Source organism: Streptomyces spongiae, assembly GCF_009377185.1.
Classification (GTDB): Bacteria; Actinomycetota; Actinomycetes; order Streptomycetales; family Streptomycetaceae; genus Streptomyces; species Streptomyces spongiae.
In genome coordinates, this window is sequence record NZ_VJZC01000055.1 from 14,674 (window position 1) to 31,411 (window position 16,738).

General features: G+C 70.6%; 14 protein-coding genes. 8 read left to right on the top strand and 6 right to left on the bottom strand.

What is annotated here, in order from left to right; all coding sequences use genetic code 11:
• The first annotated feature begins 55 nt into the window (after positions 1–55).
• From FNH08_RS11390 to FNH08_RS11415, 6 genes are all read left to right on the top strand, one after another.
• Entirely contained in the window at positions 56–436 is a 381-nt protein-coding gene (locus tag FNH08_RS11390) for a DoxX family protein (protein ID WP_322724248.1), read from the top strand.
• A complete protein-coding gene (locus FNH08_RS11395; protein ID WP_152771344.1) occupies positions 433–900 on the top strand; it encodes a peroxiredoxin in 468 nt (155 codons plus the stop codon). The genes FNH08_RS11390 and FNH08_RS11395 overlap by 4 nt, the downstream gene beginning before the upstream one ends.
• 85 nt (positions 901–985) lie before the next feature.
• Complete coding sequence (locus tag FNH08_RS11400; protein WP_152771345.1) at positions 986–3,691, top strand: SpoIIE family protein phosphatase/ATP-binding protein; 2,706 nt, start codon at positions 986–988, stop codon at positions 3,689–3,691.
• Positions 3,692–3,762: 71 nt separating this feature from the next.
• Positions 3,763–4,977, top strand: a complete 1,215-nt coding sequence (locus FNH08_RS11405; protein ID WP_194238456.1) for a hypothetical protein — start codon at positions 3,763–3,765, stop codon at positions 4,975–4,977.
• Positions 4,978–5,104: 127 nt separating this feature from the next.
• On the top strand, positions 5,105–6,469 hold the full coding sequence (locus tag FNH08_RS11410) for an FAD-dependent oxidoreductase (RefSeq protein ID WP_152771346.1): 1,365 nt from the start codon (positions 5,105–5,107) through the stop codon (positions 6,467–6,469).
• A 195-nt stretch (positions 6,470–6,664) separates the two neighbouring features.
• Entirely contained in the window at positions 6,665–7,285 is a 621-nt protein-coding gene (locus tag FNH08_RS11415) for an L-threonylcarbamoyladenylate synthase (RefSeq protein WP_152771347.1), read from the top strand.
• Here FNH08_RS11415 and grpE read toward each other — a convergent pair.
• The 4 genes from grpE to FNH08_RS11435 form a co-directional block, all read right to left on the bottom strand.
• Positions 7,271–7,756: a nucleotide exchange factor GrpE gene (gene grpE / locus FNH08_RS11420; protein ID WP_152771348.1), complete on the bottom strand. Its 486-nt coding sequence runs from the start codon at positions 7,754–7,756 to the stop codon at positions 7,271–7,273. The two genes, FNH08_RS11415 and grpE, sit on opposite strands and share 15 nt — an antisense overlap.
• Before the next feature lie 2 nt (positions 7,757–7,758).
• Positions 7,759–9,669 carry a molecular chaperone DnaK gene (gene dnaK, locus FNH08_RS11425; RefSeq protein WP_152771349.1) on the bottom strand — a complete coding sequence of 637 codons (1,911 nt, stop codon included), beginning with the start codon at positions 9,667–9,669 and terminating at the stop codon, positions 7,759–7,761.
• A gap of 129 nt (positions 9,670–9,798) precedes the next feature.
• Entirely contained in the window at positions 9,799–10,188 is a 390-nt protein-coding gene (locus FNH08_RS11430) for a YrdB family protein (protein WP_152771350.1), read from the bottom strand.
• 60 nt (positions 10,189–10,248) lie between these two features.
• Positions 10,249–11,190 (bottom strand): LysR family transcriptional regulator, encoded by a 942-nt coding sequence (locus tag FNH08_RS11435; protein ID WP_322724249.1) that lies wholly within the window; start codon positions 11,188–11,190, stop codon positions 10,249–10,251.
• An 84-nt stretch (positions 11,191–11,274) separates the two neighbouring features.
• On the opposite strand from FNH08_RS11435, the gene FNH08_RS11440 reads away from it, so the two are divergent.
• Both FNH08_RS11440 and FNH08_RS11445 read left to right on the top strand, forming a co-directional pair.
• Positions 11,275–12,039 (top strand): sulfite exporter TauE/SafE family protein, encoded by a 765-nt coding sequence (locus tag FNH08_RS11440; RefSeq protein ID WP_322724250.1) that lies wholly within the window; start codon positions 11,275–11,277, stop codon positions 12,037–12,039.
• On the top strand, positions 12,029–12,571 hold the full coding sequence (locus tag FNH08_RS11445) for a hypothetical protein (RefSeq protein WP_322724251.1): 543 nt from the start codon (positions 12,029–12,031) through the stop codon (positions 12,569–12,571). Before FNH08_RS11440 ends, FNH08_RS11445 begins: the two co-directional genes overlap by 11 nt.
• A 50-nt stretch (positions 12,572–12,621) precedes the next feature.
• On the opposite strand, the gene FNH08_RS11450 is transcribed toward FNH08_RS11445, so the two are convergent.
• Positions 12,622–14,634 (bottom strand): SGNH/GDSL hydrolase family protein, encoded by a 2,013-nt coding sequence (locus tag FNH08_RS11450; protein WP_152771353.1) that lies wholly within the window; start codon positions 14,632–14,634, stop codon positions 12,622–12,624.
• An 85-nt stretch (positions 14,635–14,719) separates the two neighbouring features.
• Positions 14,720–16,738, bottom strand: a 2,019-nt coding sequence (locus FNH08_RS11455) for a beta-L-arabinofuranosidase domain-containing protein (RefSeq protein WP_228034040.1), incomplete at its 5' end; no start/stop codon positions are given.

Here is a 16,738-nt window from a genome sequence, read left to right on the forward strand (position 1 = left end):
GGTGCTCCGGGACTGCCTGAGCGCTTCAGGGAAGCCACCCCGGAGAAGGAGAAACGTGTCCCGCTCGGAGCGTTCGGCTCTGCTGCTCGCCGGTCTGCTGGCCGGCGCGGGTGTCTGCCACTTCGTCGCGCCCCGCCCGTTCGACGCCACCGTGCCGCGCGCCCTGCCGGGCTCGCCGCGCGCCTGGACGTACGCGAGCGGTGTGGCCGAGCTGGCACTGGCGGCCGGTGTGGCGCTGCCCCGCACACGGCGGGTCTCGGCTCAGGCCGCGGCGGCCTTCTTCGTCGGTGTGTTTCCCGCCAACGTCCAGATGGCCGTGGACTGGCGCCACCGTTCCGCACCGCTGCGGACGGCTGCCTTCGCCCGGCTTCCGTTGCAGGTTCCGCTCGTGCTGTGGGCACGGGGTGTCGCCAAGGGGCAGGAGAGCCGGTCATGACACGTGGTGTGGACGTCGGCGACAAGGTCGAGGACTTCGAGCTGCCGGACGAGTCCGGGACGGTGCGCCGACTGTCGGAGCTGCTCGGCGAGGGGCCGGTGGTGCTGTTCTTCTACCCGGCCGCCCTCTCCCCCGGGTGTACCGCCGAGGCGTGCCACTTCCGTGACCTGGCCGCCGAGTTCGCCGCCGCCGGCGCGCGGCCGGTGGGGATCAGCGGGGACGCGGTCGACCGTCAGCAGGAGTTCGCCGGGCGTCACACGCTGGGTTTCCCGCTGCTGTCCGACGCCGACGGGACGGTTCGTGAGCGGTTCGGGGTCAAGCGCGGTTTCTCCCTGGCGCCGACGAAGCGCGTCACCTTCGTGATAGCGGAGGACCGGACGGTCCTGGAGGTGGTGCGCAGCGAACTGCGGATGAGCGCCCACGCCGACCGTGCCCTGGCCGCGCTCCGCGACCGTGTGAAGTGATCGCGGGGCCCGGCGGACGACGACTGTCTGTGACCGTGTGTGACGCCCCTCGCCTCCTGGCGCGGGGCAGTGTAGACATGGGCACATGATCCGACTATTGGGCCGAGCGGGGTGGCGGCCGGTCGCCGGACTGCGGTCGGCGCTGAGCGGGCGCAGCGTCGCCGGACAGGTGTTCCTGCTCCAGGTCGTGATCGTGCTGCTGCTGGTCGTGTCGGCCGTGGTGGCGCTGGTGCTGCAGGTGCGGCACGACAGCACCCAGGAGGCCCGCAACCGTTCACTCGCCGTCGCCGAGACGTTCGCGAACGCGCCGGGCACCCGGGAGGCGCTGGCCGGTCCCGATCCCACCGCCGTGCTGCAGCCGCGGGCCGAGGCCGCCCGCGTGCAGTCGAAGGTGGACTTCATCGTGGTGATGAACACCGACGGGATCCGCTACACCCACCCCAAGCAGGACCGCATCGGCAAGAAGTTCGTCGGGGACATCGAGCCCGCGCTTCAGGGCCGTGCCGTCACGGAGGAGATCGACGGCACCATAGGGCAGCTGGTGCAGGCCGTGGTGCCGGTCAAGGACCCCGGCGGCTCGGTCGTAGGTCTCGTCTCGGCCGGCATCACGACCGAGAACGTGGGCGGTGTCGCGGACCGGCAGCTGCCGCTCCTGCTGGGTGCGGCTGCCGCGGCGCTCGCCCTCGCCACGGCGGGCACCGCACTTGTCAGCAGACGGCTGACGCGCCAGACCCACGGCCTGGGCCCGTCCGAGATGACCCGGATGTACGAGCACCACGACGCGGTGCTGCACGCCGTCCGCGAGGGCGTGATCATCATCGACGGCGGGGGTCGGCTGCTGCTCGCCAACGACGAGGCGCAGCGCCTGCTCGACCTGCCCGCCGACGCCGAGGGCAGGCACGTCCACGCCCTCGGCCTCGACAGGGACACCGCCGAGCTGCTGGCCTCGGGGCGCGTCGCCACGGACGAGGTGCACCTGGTGGACGACCGGCTGCTGGCGATCAACCAGCGGCCCACGGACCTCCAGGGCGCCCCGTCGGGCAGCGTCGCCACGCTCCGCGACTCGACCGAGCTGCGCGCCCTGTCCGGCCGGGCCGAGGTGGCGCGGGAGCGTCTCAAGCTGCTCTACGACGCCGGCGTGGGCATCGGCACGACCCTGGACGTGACGCGTACCGCCGAGGAACTGGCCGAGGTGGCCGTCCCCCGGTTCGCGGACTTCGTCACCGTGGACCTGTCCCAGGCCGTACTGACCGGCGACGAGCCCGACGCGGGCGCCCCACTGCGTCGCACGGCCGGCGGCGGGATCCGCAAGGACGCTCCTCTGTACCCGGTGGGCGAGGAGATCGCCTTCGTCCCCTCCTCGCCGCAGGCGCGCAGCCTCAGCACCGGCCAGGCCCACCTGGAGCCCGACCTCAGCCGGGCGCCCTGGTGGATGGCGCAGGACCCGGACCGGGCCACGCGGGTCGTGGAGTACGGCATCCACTCGCTGATCACCGTCCCGCTGCGGGCGGGCCCCCTGGTGATGGGCCTGGTCAACTTCTGGCGCTCGGAGAAGCCCGAACCCTTCGATCCGGAGGAAGTGACCCTCGCCGAGGAACTCGTCGCCCGGGCCGCGATCTCGATCGACAACGCACGCCGCTACGCGCGCGAGCACGCCATGGCCGTGACCCTGCAGCGCAGCCTGCTCCCGCGCAGCCTGCCCGAGCAGAGTGCCCTGGACATCGCCTACCGGTATCTGCCCGCGCAGGCCGGGGTGGGCGGCGACTGGTTCGACGTGCTGCCGCTGTCCGGCACCCGCGTCGCCGTCGTCGTGGGTGACGTCGTCGGCCACGGGCTGCACGCCGCGGCCACGATGGGGCGGCTGCGGACGGCGGTCCACAACTTCTCCGCCCTGGACCTGCCGCCCGACGAGCTCCTGGGGCACCTCGACGAGCTGGTGAACCGTATCGACCAGGACGAGGCGGAAGAGGGCAGCGGTGCCGCGGTCACCGGCGCCACCTGCCTGTACGCGATCTACGATCCGGTCTCACGGCACTGCACGCTGGCACGGGCCGGGCATCCGCCGCCGGCGGTCGTCCTCCCGGACGGCACCGTCGAGTTCCCCGAGGTGCCGGCCGGTCCGCCGCTCGGGGTGGGCGGCCTCCCGTTCGAGACGGCCGACCTCGAGCTGCCGGAGGGCAGCCGCCTGGTGCTGTACACCGACGGCCTCGTCGAGGACCGGGAACGGGACATCGGCGCCGGCCTCGACCTGCTGCGCACCGCCCTGGTCCACGCGGGCACCGACGCCTCCCCGGACGGCACCTGCCAGGCCGTTCTGGACGCCCTGCTGCCGGGCCGGGCGAGCGACGACATCGCCCTGATCGTCGCCGACACCCGCGCCCTCGACAGCGGCCGTGTCGCCGACTGGGCGGTGCCGTCCGACCCGGCCGCGGTCGGCCAGGTGCGTGCCTCGGTGTCCCGGCAGCTGTCGGAATGGGGGCTGGAGCAGCTGGAGTTCACCACCGAGCTGATCCTCAGCGAGCTGGTCACCAACGCGATCCGCTACGGCAGCGGCCCCATCCGGGTCCGTGTGCTGTACGACCGCACCCTGATCTGCGAGGTCTCCGACACCAGCAGCACCTCACCCCACCTGCGCTACGCCGCCGACACGGACGAGGGAGGCCGCGGCCTGTTCCTGATCGCCCAGCTCTCCGAGCGCTGGGGCACCCGGTACACCCCCGCGGGCAAGGTCATCTGGGCCGAACAGTCCCTGGCCGGAGGATTCCAGGCGGACCTCTTTCCCGGTGTGTGAATTTCCCGTGTCTGACGTGGGCGGACCATACTGGGACGCGTCCGCCGACCCCCACCTGTGCAGAGTGATCCATGGCCAAGTCCCCCACCGCCCGTGCCACGGCTCCCGACGCCGTCTGGCTGTCCCGCGGACGCCATCTCGGCTCCGGAGCCGAGGAATCCGTCCGGCAACGGCTGACCGGACTGAAGGACGACGGTGAGATCGACGACCATCTGGAGTACGACGCCCCGCGCGACGATGTGGAACGGCACGCCTTCGAAGCACGTTGGCGGGTCGCCGACGAGGTCGTGGTACGGGCACGACTGACCATCGGCCCACCCGGCGACACGGACGACGCACGGGAATGGGTGCTGGTCGCGGAGGCGGACCAGCCCTGGGACCTCGACTGGCCGTCGCCCGCCGCCATGTTCTGGCCCGAAGACGCCTCGTGGGACCACGACATGGTTCCGGGGCTCCGCCTCCGTGAGTCCAATGCGCTGCCGGCGGAGGACAAGGACCTCAAGCGCCTGCTCAAGGACTGCGGTCGGAACACCTGGAGCATCCACATCGTCGTCCACGAGGCCATGACGCCCGATCAGCGCGGGCGGCGTCCCCTGGCACCGCTGATGCCCGCCAGTCTGCGTCACCGCATCGTGGAGCACCGGGCCGCTCCGGACCAGTACCGGATCGTCAATTGGGCGCTCTACGACCTGGGGGTGCGGGTGCCGCGCGGAGGCGCCGTCGTGCTGCCAGGTGCTCCGCCCCGCCCCGGTTACGAGGACCAGGACTTCACCGTACGCAGTGTCTTCCTCGACGGCTCGGAGCCCAAAGAGCTCATCGACGCGGTGGTGCGCTACGCCGCGCTGCCCAGGCCGCTGGCCCCATGGTCCGAGCAGGCCGTGGCCGAACTGCGGGACGACTGGCACCTGTACACGGTCGACGAGGCACGGGCGCTGGTGGCCCAGTACTCCGAGGCCCTGGAGGCGATGACCAAGTCGCGCGACCTGTACCGCGAGGCCGCCGAACGCGCCCATGAGGCGCTGGCCGCCTTCCGGGAGGGCTCGGCCGCACCGGCGGTCCCCGCGGCGCGGGAGGAGCCCCGCAAGCGTGGGGGCTTCTCGTTGCGCGCGCTGACGAAGCCCCTGGAGCGGGTGGGAGGCGGCGCGAAGCTGCTGCGCCCGACGGGCAGCGACGCCCCCGCTCACGACACGGACGCCTCGGACGCCTCGGACGCCTCGGACGCCGAGAACGGCGGACCGTCCAACTCCGGTTCCGAGTCCGGGTCTTCGGAGCGCGGCACCCCGTGATCGTCATCCATGGCACCCCATAAGACCGCCTTATGGGGTCATCAACCGGACCCGCGTACCAAGTAAGGCTTGCCTTAGTTTAGGGTTACCGTCGAGATCGTCATCATCTCTCGAAGGGAACCTGATCATGCCCCGCCCCCTGCGGGTAGCCATTGTCGGAGCCGGACCTGCCGGAATCTACGCCGCCGACGCGCTGCTGAAGTCCGACGCGGCCGCCGATCCCGGTGTGTCCATCGACCTCTTCGAGCGGATGCCCGCACCGTTCGGACTGATCCGCTACGGCGTCGCCCCCGATCACCCCCGCATCAAGGGCATCATCACGGCCCTGCACCAGGTGCTGGACAAGCCGCAGATACGTCTCTTCGGCAACGTCGACTACCCGCGCGACATCAATCTGGACGACCTGCGCGCCTTCTACGACGCGGTGGTCTTCTCCACCGGGGCGACGGCCGACCGGGCGCTCGACATACCCGGCATCCAGCTCGACGGCTCCTACGGAGCGGCGGACTTCGTGTCCTGGTACGACGGCCACCCGGACGTGCCCCGCACCTGGCCACTGGAGGCCGAGAAGGTCGCCGTCCTCGGCGTGGGCAACGTCGCGCTGGACGTGGCGCGCATCCTCGCCAAGACGGCCGACGAGCTGCTGCCGACCGAGATCCCGCCGAACGTCCACGACGGTCTCAAGGCCAACAAGGCCCTGGAAGTCCACGTGTTCGGCCGCCGTGGCCCGGCGCAGGCGAAGTTCAGCCCGATGGAGCTGCGCGAGCTGGACCACTCCCCCAACATCGAGGTCATCGTCGACCCCGAGGACATCGACTACGACGACGGCTCCATCGCCACCCGGCGCGGCAACAAGCAGGCCGACATGGTCGCCAAGACGCTGGAGAACTGGGCCATCCGCGACGTCGGTGACCGGCCGCACAAGCTGTTCCTGCACTTCTTCGAGTCGCCGTCCGAGATCCTCGGCGAGGACGGCAAGGTCGTCGGTCTGCGTACCGAGCGCACCGAGCTCGACGGCACCGGCAACGTCAAGGGCACCGGCACGTTCAAGGACTGGGACGTCACCGCCGTCTACCGCGCCGTGGGCTACCTCTCCGACAAGCTCCCCAAGCTGCCGTGGGACATGGACTCGGGCACCGTCCCGGACGAGGGCGGCCGGGTGATCGAGGAGACCGGCGCGCACCTGCAGTCGACGTACGTCACCGGCTGGATCCGGCGCGGTCCCGTGGGCCTCATCGGGCACACCAAGGGCGACGCCAACGAGACGGTGGCCAACCTGCTGGACGACTTCGCGAACGGACGCCTGCACGAGCCGTCCTCGCCCGCGCCGGAGACGGTGGACGCGTTCCTCGCCGAGCGGGACGTCCGCTTCACGACGTGGGAGGGCTGGTACCGCCTCGACGCCGCCGAGAAGGCACTGGGCGAGCCCCAGGGGCGTGAGCGCGTGAAGCTCGTGGAGCGCGAGGACATGCTGCGGGAGAGCGGAGCGTAGGGCTCCGCCGGGGCCGGTGGGGGAACTGCGGGTCGTTTTGAAGCCGCGGGTTGTCTGTGGCTGATTGCGCAGTTCCCCGCGCCCCTGCCGCGGAGAGCTGCGGGTGGTCTGAAGCTGCGCGTTGTTCGTGGCTTGTCGCGCAGTTCCCCGCGCCCCTTTCGGGGCGCGAACCTCTGTACGGCATAAGCTCGGCAGATGGCCAAGTACTTCGACGTGCACCCGGACAACCCTCAGCCACGCTCCATCAGCCAGGTGGCTCACAGCATCCGTGAGGGTGCTCTCATCGCGTATCCGACGGACTCCTGTTTCGCTCTGGGGTGCCAACTGGGCAGTCGTGACGGCATCGAGCGGATCCGCTCGATCCGGAACCTCGACGACCGCCACCACTTCACCCTCGTCTGCGAGAACTTCGCGCAGCTGGGCCAGTTCGTGCACGTCGACAACGACGTGTTCCGCGCCATCAAGGCGTCCACGCCCGGGAGTTACACCTTCATCCTCCCTGCCACGAGGGAGGTCCCGCGCAAGCTGATGCACCCGAAGAAGAAGACCGTCGGCGTGCGCATCCCGGATCATGTCGTGGCCCACGCGCTGCTCGCGGAACTCGGCGAACCGCTCGTCTCCAGCACGCTGCTCCTGCCCGACGAGGAGGAGCCGATGACCCAGGGCTGGGAGATCAAGGAGCGCCTCGACCACGTGGTCGACGCGGTGGTCGACTCCGGCGACTGCGGCACGGAACCGACGACGGTGATCGACTTCTCCGGTGGAGAGGCCGAGATCGTACGCCGGGGTGCGGGGGACGTCTCACGGTTCGAGTGACGGCCTTCCGCCCGGCGGCGGTGGCCCGGTGACCTCCACATGGGCCGGGCGGAGGAGCCGGGCGCCGAGCCGGTAGCCGGGGCGGAGGATCGTCGTGCAGGTCAGGCGGTCGGCGTCCGGGGAGACGTGGTGAGCCAGGGCGTCGTGGCACGTCGGATCGAAGGGCTCGCCCTCCTCGCCGAACGCCCGCAGGCCCAGCGAGCCGGTCTGGCTCTCCAGGGTGACGGCGATCTCCTTGAGCCCCGGTGTCATCGGCTCGTGCTCGCACGCGCGGTCCACGGCGTCCAGTACCGGCAGAAGGGCGCCCAGGACGTTGACCACCGCGATCTCCCGCACGGCCATGCGGTCGCGCCGGACCCGTTTGCGGTAGTTGTCGTACTCGGCCTTCACCCGCTGCAGGTCGGCGGTCCGCTCCTGCAGCGCGTCCCGCAGGCGCTGTGTCTCCGTGCTCCGCGGCCGGACGGAATCCATCGTCAGCCCGCCTCGGGCTTGTCGTTCTTGTCGTCCTTGTCGTCGTCGACGATCTCCGCGTCCACCACGTCGTCCTCCGAGCCGGCGGTACCCGGAGCACCTTCCGTACCCGTGGCACCGGAAGCGCCGGCGCTCGCCGCGCCCTCGGCCCGCGACTGTTCGTACAGGGCGGTGCCGATCTTCTGCGCGGCTGCGGCGGCCTTCTCCGTGGCCTGCTGGATGCCCGCGGTGTCCTCGGGCCCGTCCTGGCCGCTCCTGAGCTTCTCCTTCAGCTCGGCGAGCGCCGCCTCGGTCTCGCTCCTGGCGTCGGGCGGGATCCTCTCCGGGTTGTCATTGATGAGCTTCTCGGTCTGGTAGACGAGCTGCTCGCCCTGGTTGCGGGTCTCGGCGGCCGCACGGCGGCGGTGGTCCTCCTCGGCGTGCTGCTCGGCCTCGTGGACCATGCGGTCGATGTCGTCCTTCGGGAGGGCCGAGCCGCCGGTGACGGTCATCCTCTGTTCCTTGCCGGTGCCCAGGTCCTTCGCCGTGACGTGCATGATGCCGTTGGCGTCGATGTCGAAGACGACCTCGATCTGCGGCACACCGCGCGGGGCCGGCGGCAGACCGGTCAGCTCGAACATCCCGAGCCTCTTGTTGTACGCCGCGATCTCGCGCTCGCCCTGGTAGACCTGGATCTGCACGGAGGGCTGGTTGTCCTCGGCGGTGGTGAAGATCTCCGAGCGCTTGGTCGGGATCGTCGTGTTCCGCTCGATGAGCCTGGTCATGATGCCGCCCTTGGTCTCGATACCGAGGGACAGCGGCGTCACGTCGAGGAGAAGGACGTCCTTGACCTCGCCCCTGAGTACACCGGCCTGGAGCGAGGCTCCGACGGCCACGACCTCGTCCGGGTTGACGCCCTTGTGCGGTTCCTTGCCCGTCAGCTCCTTCACCAGGTCCGTCACGGCGGGCATACGAGTGCAACCACCCACCAGGATCACGTGGTTGATGTCGGACAGCTTGATCCCCGCGTCCTTGACCGCCTGGTGGAAGGGGCCCGTGCAGCGCTCCAGCAGATCGGCGGTCAGCTGCTGGAACTGGGCGCGGGTGAGCTTCTCCTCCAGGTGCAGGGGGCCCTCGGCGGAGGCCGTGACGTAGGGCAGGTTGATGTTCGTCTCCGAGGAACTGGACAGCTCGATCTTGGCCCTCTCGGCGGCCTCGCGCAGCCGCTGCACCGCCATCTTGTCCTTGGCCAGGTCGACGCCGTACGCGTTCTTGAACTGTTTCACCAGGTGGTCGACGATCTTCTGGTCCCAGTCGTCGCCGCCGAGGTGTGTGTCGCCGTTGGTGGCCTTCACCTCGATGACACCCTCGCCCATCTCCAGCAGCGACACATCGAAGGTGCCACCGCCGAGGTCGAAGACCAGGACCGTCTGGTCGTTCTCCTTGTCGAGGCCGTACGCGAGCGCCGCGGCGGTCGGCTCGTTGATGATCCGCAGGACGTTCAGGCCCGCGATCTCACCGGCCTCCTTGGTCGCCTGCCGCTCGGTGTCGTCGAAGTACGCCGGTACGGTGACCACCGCGTCCGTGACGTCCTCGCCAAGGTATGCCTCCGCGTCCCGCTTGAGCTTCTGCAGCACCCGGGCGGAGATCTCCTGCGCGGTGTACCGCTTGCCGTCGATGCTCCCGCTGTCCGGGAACCGCCATGCCTTGACCCCCATGTGCCGTTTGACGGAGCGCGCGGTGCGTTCCACGTTCGTCACGGCCTGCCTCTTGGCGACCTCCCCGACGAGCACCTCACCGTTCTTGGCGAAGGCCACCACGGACGGGGTGGTCCTGGCTCCCTCCGTGTTGGTGATGACGGTGGGCTCGCCGCCTTCGAGGACCGAGACCACCGAGTTCGTCGTGCCGAGGTCGATACCGACCGAACGCGTCATCAGGGCTCACCCTCCTCGTTCTCCTTCTCCCCACCCCTCATATCATGGTGTACCCCTATTTTTCCTGATGTGTCTGGTCAGTACTCCTTCGCGCGAGCATGGCCGTACGGGCGCCGGGCACCCGAGGCGTCAGCGCGCACCAGTAGTACGACGGAACGTCTCAGCCACTGCCGTGTTGACGACCATCACCACCGCCAGGACCACTGCCGCGACGGCATGCCCCACTCCGTACAGGGCGGCGGCACCACCGCCGAGCACCATCGTCTTGACGAGCAAAACGAGCGGCAGCCCCGGTCGCCACCTCGCCTTCGGCGCGGCGAACGACGCCCACAGCACGACGGCCGCGGCGGGCGTCCCGATTCCGAGCACGACTCGGAGGGCGCCCTCGTGCCCCGCGGCGAAGCCCCACCAGCTCAGACATGCCAGTGCGGCGAGCTCAAGCAGGAACGCCAGCAATTCGTTGGCCGCGTACCACGGCCGTCCAGCGAGCGCACCCATGGTGCCCCGGTCCCCCGTCATGTTGTCCTCCCCGTCTGGGCGCCCAGCATGACACGGCCACGTCAGCGGGGAACCGGGTGACTACCCGCTCCTCCGCTCGCCCGAGCCCTCGGGTCTGCCGAGGGACACCGGCTCGGACAGGGCCGCCCGCCGTAGGTGTTCGGCGAGCGCCTCGGTGGCCGGCGACGAGGTCCGGTCCTTGGCGCCCCAGGCGAGCAGATGGTGGCGGCGGGCCCAGGGGTCCTGGAGTTCGCACACGTCGAGTGGCCGGCCGGGGTCGACGGCGCGGCGCGGCACGAGAGCGAGTCCGACGCCTGCGGCCGCGAGGGCGACGAGGACGCCCAGGTCGGCGACGGTGGTGCGGTAGCGCACGGCCGGGGCGTGCGGGTCGAGGTGCTTCTCGATCCAGCGGCGCAGCGAGGAGCCCGGGTCGAGCCCGACGAGGGGGTGCTCGGCGACCTCGCTGTACGTCAGCGCGCGACGGCCGGCGAGGATCCCGTCGGCCTGGCCGATCACCACGAGGGAGTCGTCACCGAGGGGTTCCATGGCGAGGCCGCAGTCGCGGGCCTCGTCGTCGACGACGACCCCCAGGTCCGCCTCGCCGTCGGTGAGCTTCCGCACGGTCTCGGGCGTGCGGCTCTCGGACACCGTGACGTCGACGTCCGGGTGCGCCCGCAGGAAGGAGACCAGGGCCTGTGGGACGAGTCGGTGCATGGCGGAGCCGCCGCTCAGCAGGGTCAGTGGCGCGGTCGGGGAACGGGTGTAGCTCGCGACGGCGCTTTCGAGCCGCGCCGTCTGGGCGAGGACTTCGCGGGCGTGCCGTGCCAGCGTCGACCCCGCCGGAGTGGGTCGCACGCCCCGCCGTCCGCGGATCAGGAGGGCCACGCCGGCCTGGTGCTCCAGGGAGCGCACCCTGGCGCTGGCCGATGGCAGGCTGAGGTGCATCCGGCGGGCGCCCGCCGTGATCGACCCCTCCGAGACGATGTCGAGGAAGAGCCGGAGATCGTCCAGGTCGTAGCGCACGCGACTCAGCCTATGGCACAGCCTTAGGCTGGGTACGCCGATTACGCATTGTGGGGGATCCGGTCACCGAGTGATGCTCATCGGGTGCCCGAGACCCTGCTCGTCCTGCTGGCCGGTGCCGCCGCCGGAGCGCTGAACGCCGTCGGTGGCGGCGGCACCTTCGTGGCGCTGCCCGCCCTGGTCGCGGTCGGCCTGCCGCCGGTGACGGCGAACGCGGCGTCGAGCATCGCCCTCGTCCCCGGGTCGTTGGCGAGTGCCTGGGTCTACCGGCGCGAGGTCACACCGGTCGGGTCGACGTCCACGACTGCTCTGACCACGGTCAGCGTGATCGGGGGCGGACTCGGCGCGGGCCTGCTGCTGGCGCTCCCCGCTGCGGCGTTCGATGCCGCGGTGCCGTGGCTGCTCGCGTTCGCCACGGTGGTCCTCGCCTTCGGACGGTACCTCTCCCGCGCGGTGAGCACCGTCCTGGGCCGCCCGGTCGGCATGACGTCCCGGACCATCCTGATCGGCCAGTTCTTCCTCGCCCTGTACGGCGGATACTTCGGCGGTGCCGTAGGCATCCTGATGCTGGCGCTGTGGGGCATCGGCCTCGGCCTCGACACCGCGGCGGGCAATCCGATGAGGGTCACCCAGGTGGCGGCCGTCTATCTCAGCGCGACCGTGCTGTTCCTCGTCGCTTCGGACGCGCTGAGCGCTCCGCTTCTCCTCGCCGGCATGCTGGCCGGTGCGGTCGTCGGCGGCTTCGCAGGAGCCCACCTCGCACGCCGTCTCCCCGCCCGGCTGCTGCGGGGCGTCATCCTGACCACCGCCGTGACCATGACCGTCCTCTACTTCCTGCGTGCCGGCTGACATGGCCGAAGGTGACACGGGAGCAGGTGCCGCGCCGTACACGGACGCGGCGCGAGCGCGGCTGGTGGCGGCCTACGAGGCGTGCGAACTGGCCGACCTCGCCCGGGCCGCCGTCCCGATCGGCGAGCACGAGCTGAATGCCGACGGCACCGTCCGTTCCCCGGGCGCGCTGCTGGCCGATGCCGCCCGCGTGCTCGTGGCCGCGCGGCGGTTCGTCGAGGCCGCAGCCGTGTTCGAGCGACTGGGCGGGGCGAGCTGGGAGATCGTCGGCGACGTCCTGGGCGTGCCGCCGAGCACCGCGCGGGCGTGCTTCCGGGCAGCAGAGGCCCGCTTCCGGGAGGAGGCGCACTCCCCCACCGAGACCGTCGGGAAGCCGGGCCCCCTCGGCGAGCTGAGCTGGTGGCGGGCCCACATGGCCAGGGAGCCCCTCGAAGCGGCTCTCGACCTCGACGACTGGGTACTGCGCCACCAGGACGGCGACAGCGGCCTCGGTACCGCGCCGGTGTCCGGAGGGCTGACCCCACAGCGCTGACCAGCGGGGTCCCGGGGGTGGCGCGGTGCCGAAAGAAGCGTGGTGTTCGGTCAGGCGCCGATCCTGGCCGCGATGATCGGCGCGAGGCGGTCCGCGATGACGCGGTGGCCCTGGTCGTTCGGGTGGACCGAGTCTGTGAGGTCGCCGGAGCCGAGCCAGCCCGTGGTGTCGACGAAGGAGACCCGGGAGTCGCCGCCGTCGACGGCCGCCCTGACGGCTGCTTCGGTCTGCGGAACGAACCGTCCTCGGAAGGTCTCCAACGCGAAGATCCGTGCCTGCGGGTAGGCGGCACGGACCTTGCCCAGCAGGCTGCTGTAGGCCGTCTGGAACTGCGCCGAACTCACCCCGTGCCCGACGTCATTGGTGCCGAGGTTGATGACGACGGCGTTCGCCCGGTAGCGGGAGAGGTCCCAGTCGGGCGTGGCGGCGTTCGGGTTGAGCTTGGTGAACTGCCGCTCCAGGCCCACGCATCCGTCCGCCGCGGCGACGAGGCAGGCGCCTCCCTGGGCGATCTGGGTGTGCTCGGCGCCGAGCCGTTCCCCGATCAGCCAGCCATAGGCCGTGCGGGCGTTCTGTGAGGTCGTCGTGCCCACGGTGATCGAGTCCCCGACGAACTCGACCAGCTTGTCAGGGGCCGACGGGGCGAAGGTCGTCGCGCCACTGTCGAGCACGAGCCCCTGGAAGACGGCGTCTCCACGGTAGGAGCCCGCGACCACCTGGTAGTTGACCTGCAAGGTGTGGCGGCCGGCCGACAGGGCGGTCGGGGTCAGGTTCACCGTTCCCTTGACGTCGTCGTAGAACTTCACGGGCCCGTCGTCGATCCGCGCCCAGAAGTCGATCGTGCCCCGCTGCTTGAGCTGGACGGTCCTGCCGGTGAAGCCGACGCGGTAGTACGCGCCCGCCCAGTACGGGGTGTAGGCGGTGGCCGAGCTGGTGGTGTCCCAGCGTCCGACGAACTTGATGTTCGGGTCGCCGGGTTGGCCGGGTGCCGCCGCCGTGGCGGAAGCGGAACGGGTCGTGGTGCCGTTCAGGACGGCACCGATGACGGGGGCCAGGCGGTTCGCGAACTTGGTGTGGCCCGCCTCGTTGGGGTGTCCGTTGCCGTCCTCGTAGTCGGTGCCGTCGGTGAGCCAGCCCGTCGTGTCGACGTAGCGCACCTTGGTGTCTCCCGCGGTGGTGCGTGCGTTGACCGCGGCCTTGGTCTCGGTGACGTACCGCTTCTTGAGGGTCTGCACCGCGAAGAGGACCGCGTTCGGGTACTTGGCCCGGATGTCGCGCAGGAACGTGGTGTACGCCGACTGGAAGGCTGCGCCGGTGACGCCGTGCCCGATGTCGTTGGTGCCGAGGTTGATGACGACCGCGCTCGCCTGGTAGCGGGAGAAGTCCCAGCTCTGGCTGCCCGTGCTCGCGGTCCGGAAGAACTGGCTGCTCAGACCGGTGCATCCCGACTGGCCGACGAGGCAGTAGCCGGCGCGGGCGATCTGGGTGTGCCGCATGCCCAGCCGCTCGCCGGTCTTCCATGCATACGAGTCGAGGGCCAGCCGGTCGGTGAGGGCACCGGCGGTGATGGAGTCGCCGACGAACTCGATGAGTCCGGGCGGCGTGTCCGGAGCGACCGTGCGGGCGCCGGAGTCCAGTACCAGTCCTTGGAAGACGGTGTCGCCGGAGCGGTAGGTGATCCGGAGGGTGTGGGTGCCCGCCGACAGCGGCTGGGGAGTGAGGTTCACCGTGCCGCGCACGCCCGCGTGGAAGACGTCGGGCCCGCCGTCGATGCTCGCGTAGAAGTTGACCGCGTCTCTGGCCTTCACCTTCACCGTGGTGCCGGTGAAGGACGTCTGCACGTAGGCACCGGTCCAGTTGGCCACGGCCGTCGTGCCCGAACCCGTGTCCCAGCGCCCGACGTAGGCGATGTTGGGGTCGGACACCGAGCCGTCACCCGGGGCGGCGTGGGCCCGGGAGACGCCGGCCAAGGAGAGCAGGCAGACGACGAGAGCGGCCGTGAGGACGGCCGCGACACCGCGTCCGGAAGGGCGGGGTCTGGCCTGGTGGGGGGAGGTCTGCATGGGGATCCTTTCTCACTGACTTTGGGAGCGCTCCCATGAACGGCCTGAGCCGCCGACGGTCACCTCAGTGACCGTCGGCTCTCGCTCAGCGCCGCAGGTCGGCCTCCAGCGCGGCCGCGACCACACGGTCCCGCTCGGCGCGAGTGAAGAGCGCCTCGGACAGCCATCGGTCCGCGAGTGCGCGCACTGCCTGCACGAAGGCGCCGGAGGTCGCGAAGGGCGCCTGCTCCCAGAGCACGTCGAGGAAGGTCAGACCGTCACCACGGGCGCGGTTGGGAACGCCCGAGTCGGCCGTGCCGAACACGACGACGGGTTCGGAGCGCCGGAAGTAGGCGTGGTAGCGGGTGTCGTCCGCGACGTAGAAGGGCGCGAGGATCAGGCCGTGGGTGGTGAAGTGCATCGGCCGGCCCTCGGGACGGATCGCGGCGGCGAGGTCGCCGCGGAGCGTGAAGTCCTTGTAGAACGAGAACGTGCGGAACGTCTGTTCCGCGCTCCGCGCGACCAGGAGCACCGGACCGTGGAACACCGACTGGACGGTGGGGTCGTCCAACGCCCGTTCGATGCGAAGGCTGTACGGAGCGGAGACGCGGACCTGGTCGCCGCGCCGCCACACCCTGCTCAGGGTGAGGTAGCTGCCGGGGTCCGCCTTGGCTCGCTGCCGGACTCCGTTGACCGTGACGGTGAAGCCGCCCGTGGCCCAGGACGGAACCCGGAGCTTCAGGTCGAGCCTGCCGTTGCCCTCACGGAACGTCAGGGTGCGGACGCCCTCGGCCGGGTAGTCGCTCGTCTGCTCGACTACGAAGCCCCGCTCCGGCCACCGCAGCGTGGAGGCGAGGTACAGGTTGACGTACAGGGCGTTGCCGTCGGCGGAGCGGAAGTACACCGAGTCCTGGTACTTGGTGTGGTTCTCCATGCCGGTGCCGCCGCAGCAGGTGCCGGTGTTGTCGTAACCGCGCACGACTCCCGGGCCCATCCCGACGAAGTAGGTGACCTCCGGGCTGGTCGTGCTGCGGACGTCCCGTCGGGAGGCGAGGATGTGGTTGGTCAGGCCCCGCTCGTAGTAGTCCATGTAGGCGGGGTCCGGCTCGTGGAAGAACAGCTGCCGGGTGAGCTTGAGCATGTTGTACGTCGCGCAGGTCTCGGCGTTCTTGTCGTCCAGGGTGGCCGCGACGGCGTTCCGGGCGCGGAACATCTCGCCCTGGCCCGTGCCGCCCAGACTGTAGCTCCGGGGGCCCACGACCATGCCCCAGAAGTTGCGGGCCGCGTCGGCGTACGTGGCGTCCCCCGTGTGGTCGAACAGCCGCAGATAGCCGGTGAACTGCGGGATGTGCTGGTTGGCGTGCCGGCCGGCGAGGATGTCCCGGTCCTCGGCGCAGGCGTCCAGCAGCGCGGTGTTGTCGAAGCAGCGGGCGGCGGCGAGGTGCTCCTCCCGGCCGGTGAGGGCGTACAGGTCGGTCAGCACCTCGTTCATACCGCCGTACTCACCGGCGATGTAGATCGACCACATGCGCTCCAACTGGGCCTTCGGCAGCCGGCTGAGTCTGCTGTGCACCCAGTCGCCCATCTGCGAGGCGATGGTCAGCGCCTGCTCGTTGCCGGCCAGGGTGTGCGCGTCGAGCAGTCCGCGAAGGATCTTGTGGCAGGTGTAGTACGGCGCCCAGATGGTCGGGTACGTCGTATAGCTCTCCAGCAGGATGAACTGCGTCTCCGGGTAGGCCGCCAGGAAGCCGGGGTGGCTGGGTTTCGGCGAGCCGTTCTCGGCCAGGGCCTTCTGGCACTCGCCGAGCGCACCGACCATGTAGTCCAGCTTGGACTTGAGGGTGGCCTCCCGGGTGTCGGCGTACGCCTGGGCCACGAGGGTGAGGAAATGGCCGCCGAAGTGGCCGCGCAGATTGCCGTCGGACGTCTCCCAGCCGCCCGGCGGCCGGGCTCCACGGGTGTCGAGCCCGGCGTTGGCCCGGAAGACGGCCAGGATGCGGTCGGCCGGGTAGGACCTGGCGTAGTCCAGCATCAGGTCGCGCTTGGTGCGGAAGACGCCGGTGCCTAGGGTGACCTGGTCCAGCTGGAAGGGGCGTACGGACCAGGTGGGCGGGACGGGGAGCGG

Bases quoted from the DNA above. Each gene is read 5' to 3' on its own strand.
- FNH08_RS11395 (WP_152771344.1), top strand. From the start codon at position 433: ATGACACGTGGTGTGGACGTCGGCGACAAGGTCGAGGACTTCGAGCTG.
- FNH08_RS11400 (WP_152771345.1), top strand. From the start codon at position 986: ATGATCCGACTATTGGGCCGAGCGGGGTGGCGGCCGGTCGCCGGACTG.
- FNH08_RS11405 (WP_194238456.1), top strand. From the start codon at position 3,763: ATGGCCAAGTCCCCCACCGCCCGTGCCACGGCTCCCGACGCCGTCTGG.
- FNH08_RS11410 (WP_152771346.1), top strand. From the start codon at position 5,105: ATGCCCCGCCCCCTGCGGGTAGCCATTGTCGGAGCCGGACCTGCCGGA.
- FNH08_RS11415 (WP_152771347.1), top strand. From the start codon at position 6,665: ATGGCCAAGTACTTCGACGTGCACCCGGACAACCCTCAGCCACGCTCC.
- grpE (WP_152771348.1), bottom strand. From the start codon at position 7,756: ATGGATTCCGTCCGGCCGCGGAGCACGGAGACACAGCGCCTGCGGGAC.
- dnaK (WP_152771349.1), bottom strand. From the start codon at position 9,669: ATGACGCGTTCGGTCGGTATCGACCTCGGCACGACGAACTCGGTGGTC.
- FNH08_RS11430 (WP_152771350.1), bottom strand. From the start codon at position 10,188: ATGACGGGGGACCGGGGCACCATGGGTGCGCTCGCTGGACGGCCGTGG.
- FNH08_RS11450 (WP_152771353.1), bottom strand. From the start codon at position 14,634: ATGCAGACCTCCCCCCACCAGGCCAGACCCCGCCCTTCCGGACGCGGT.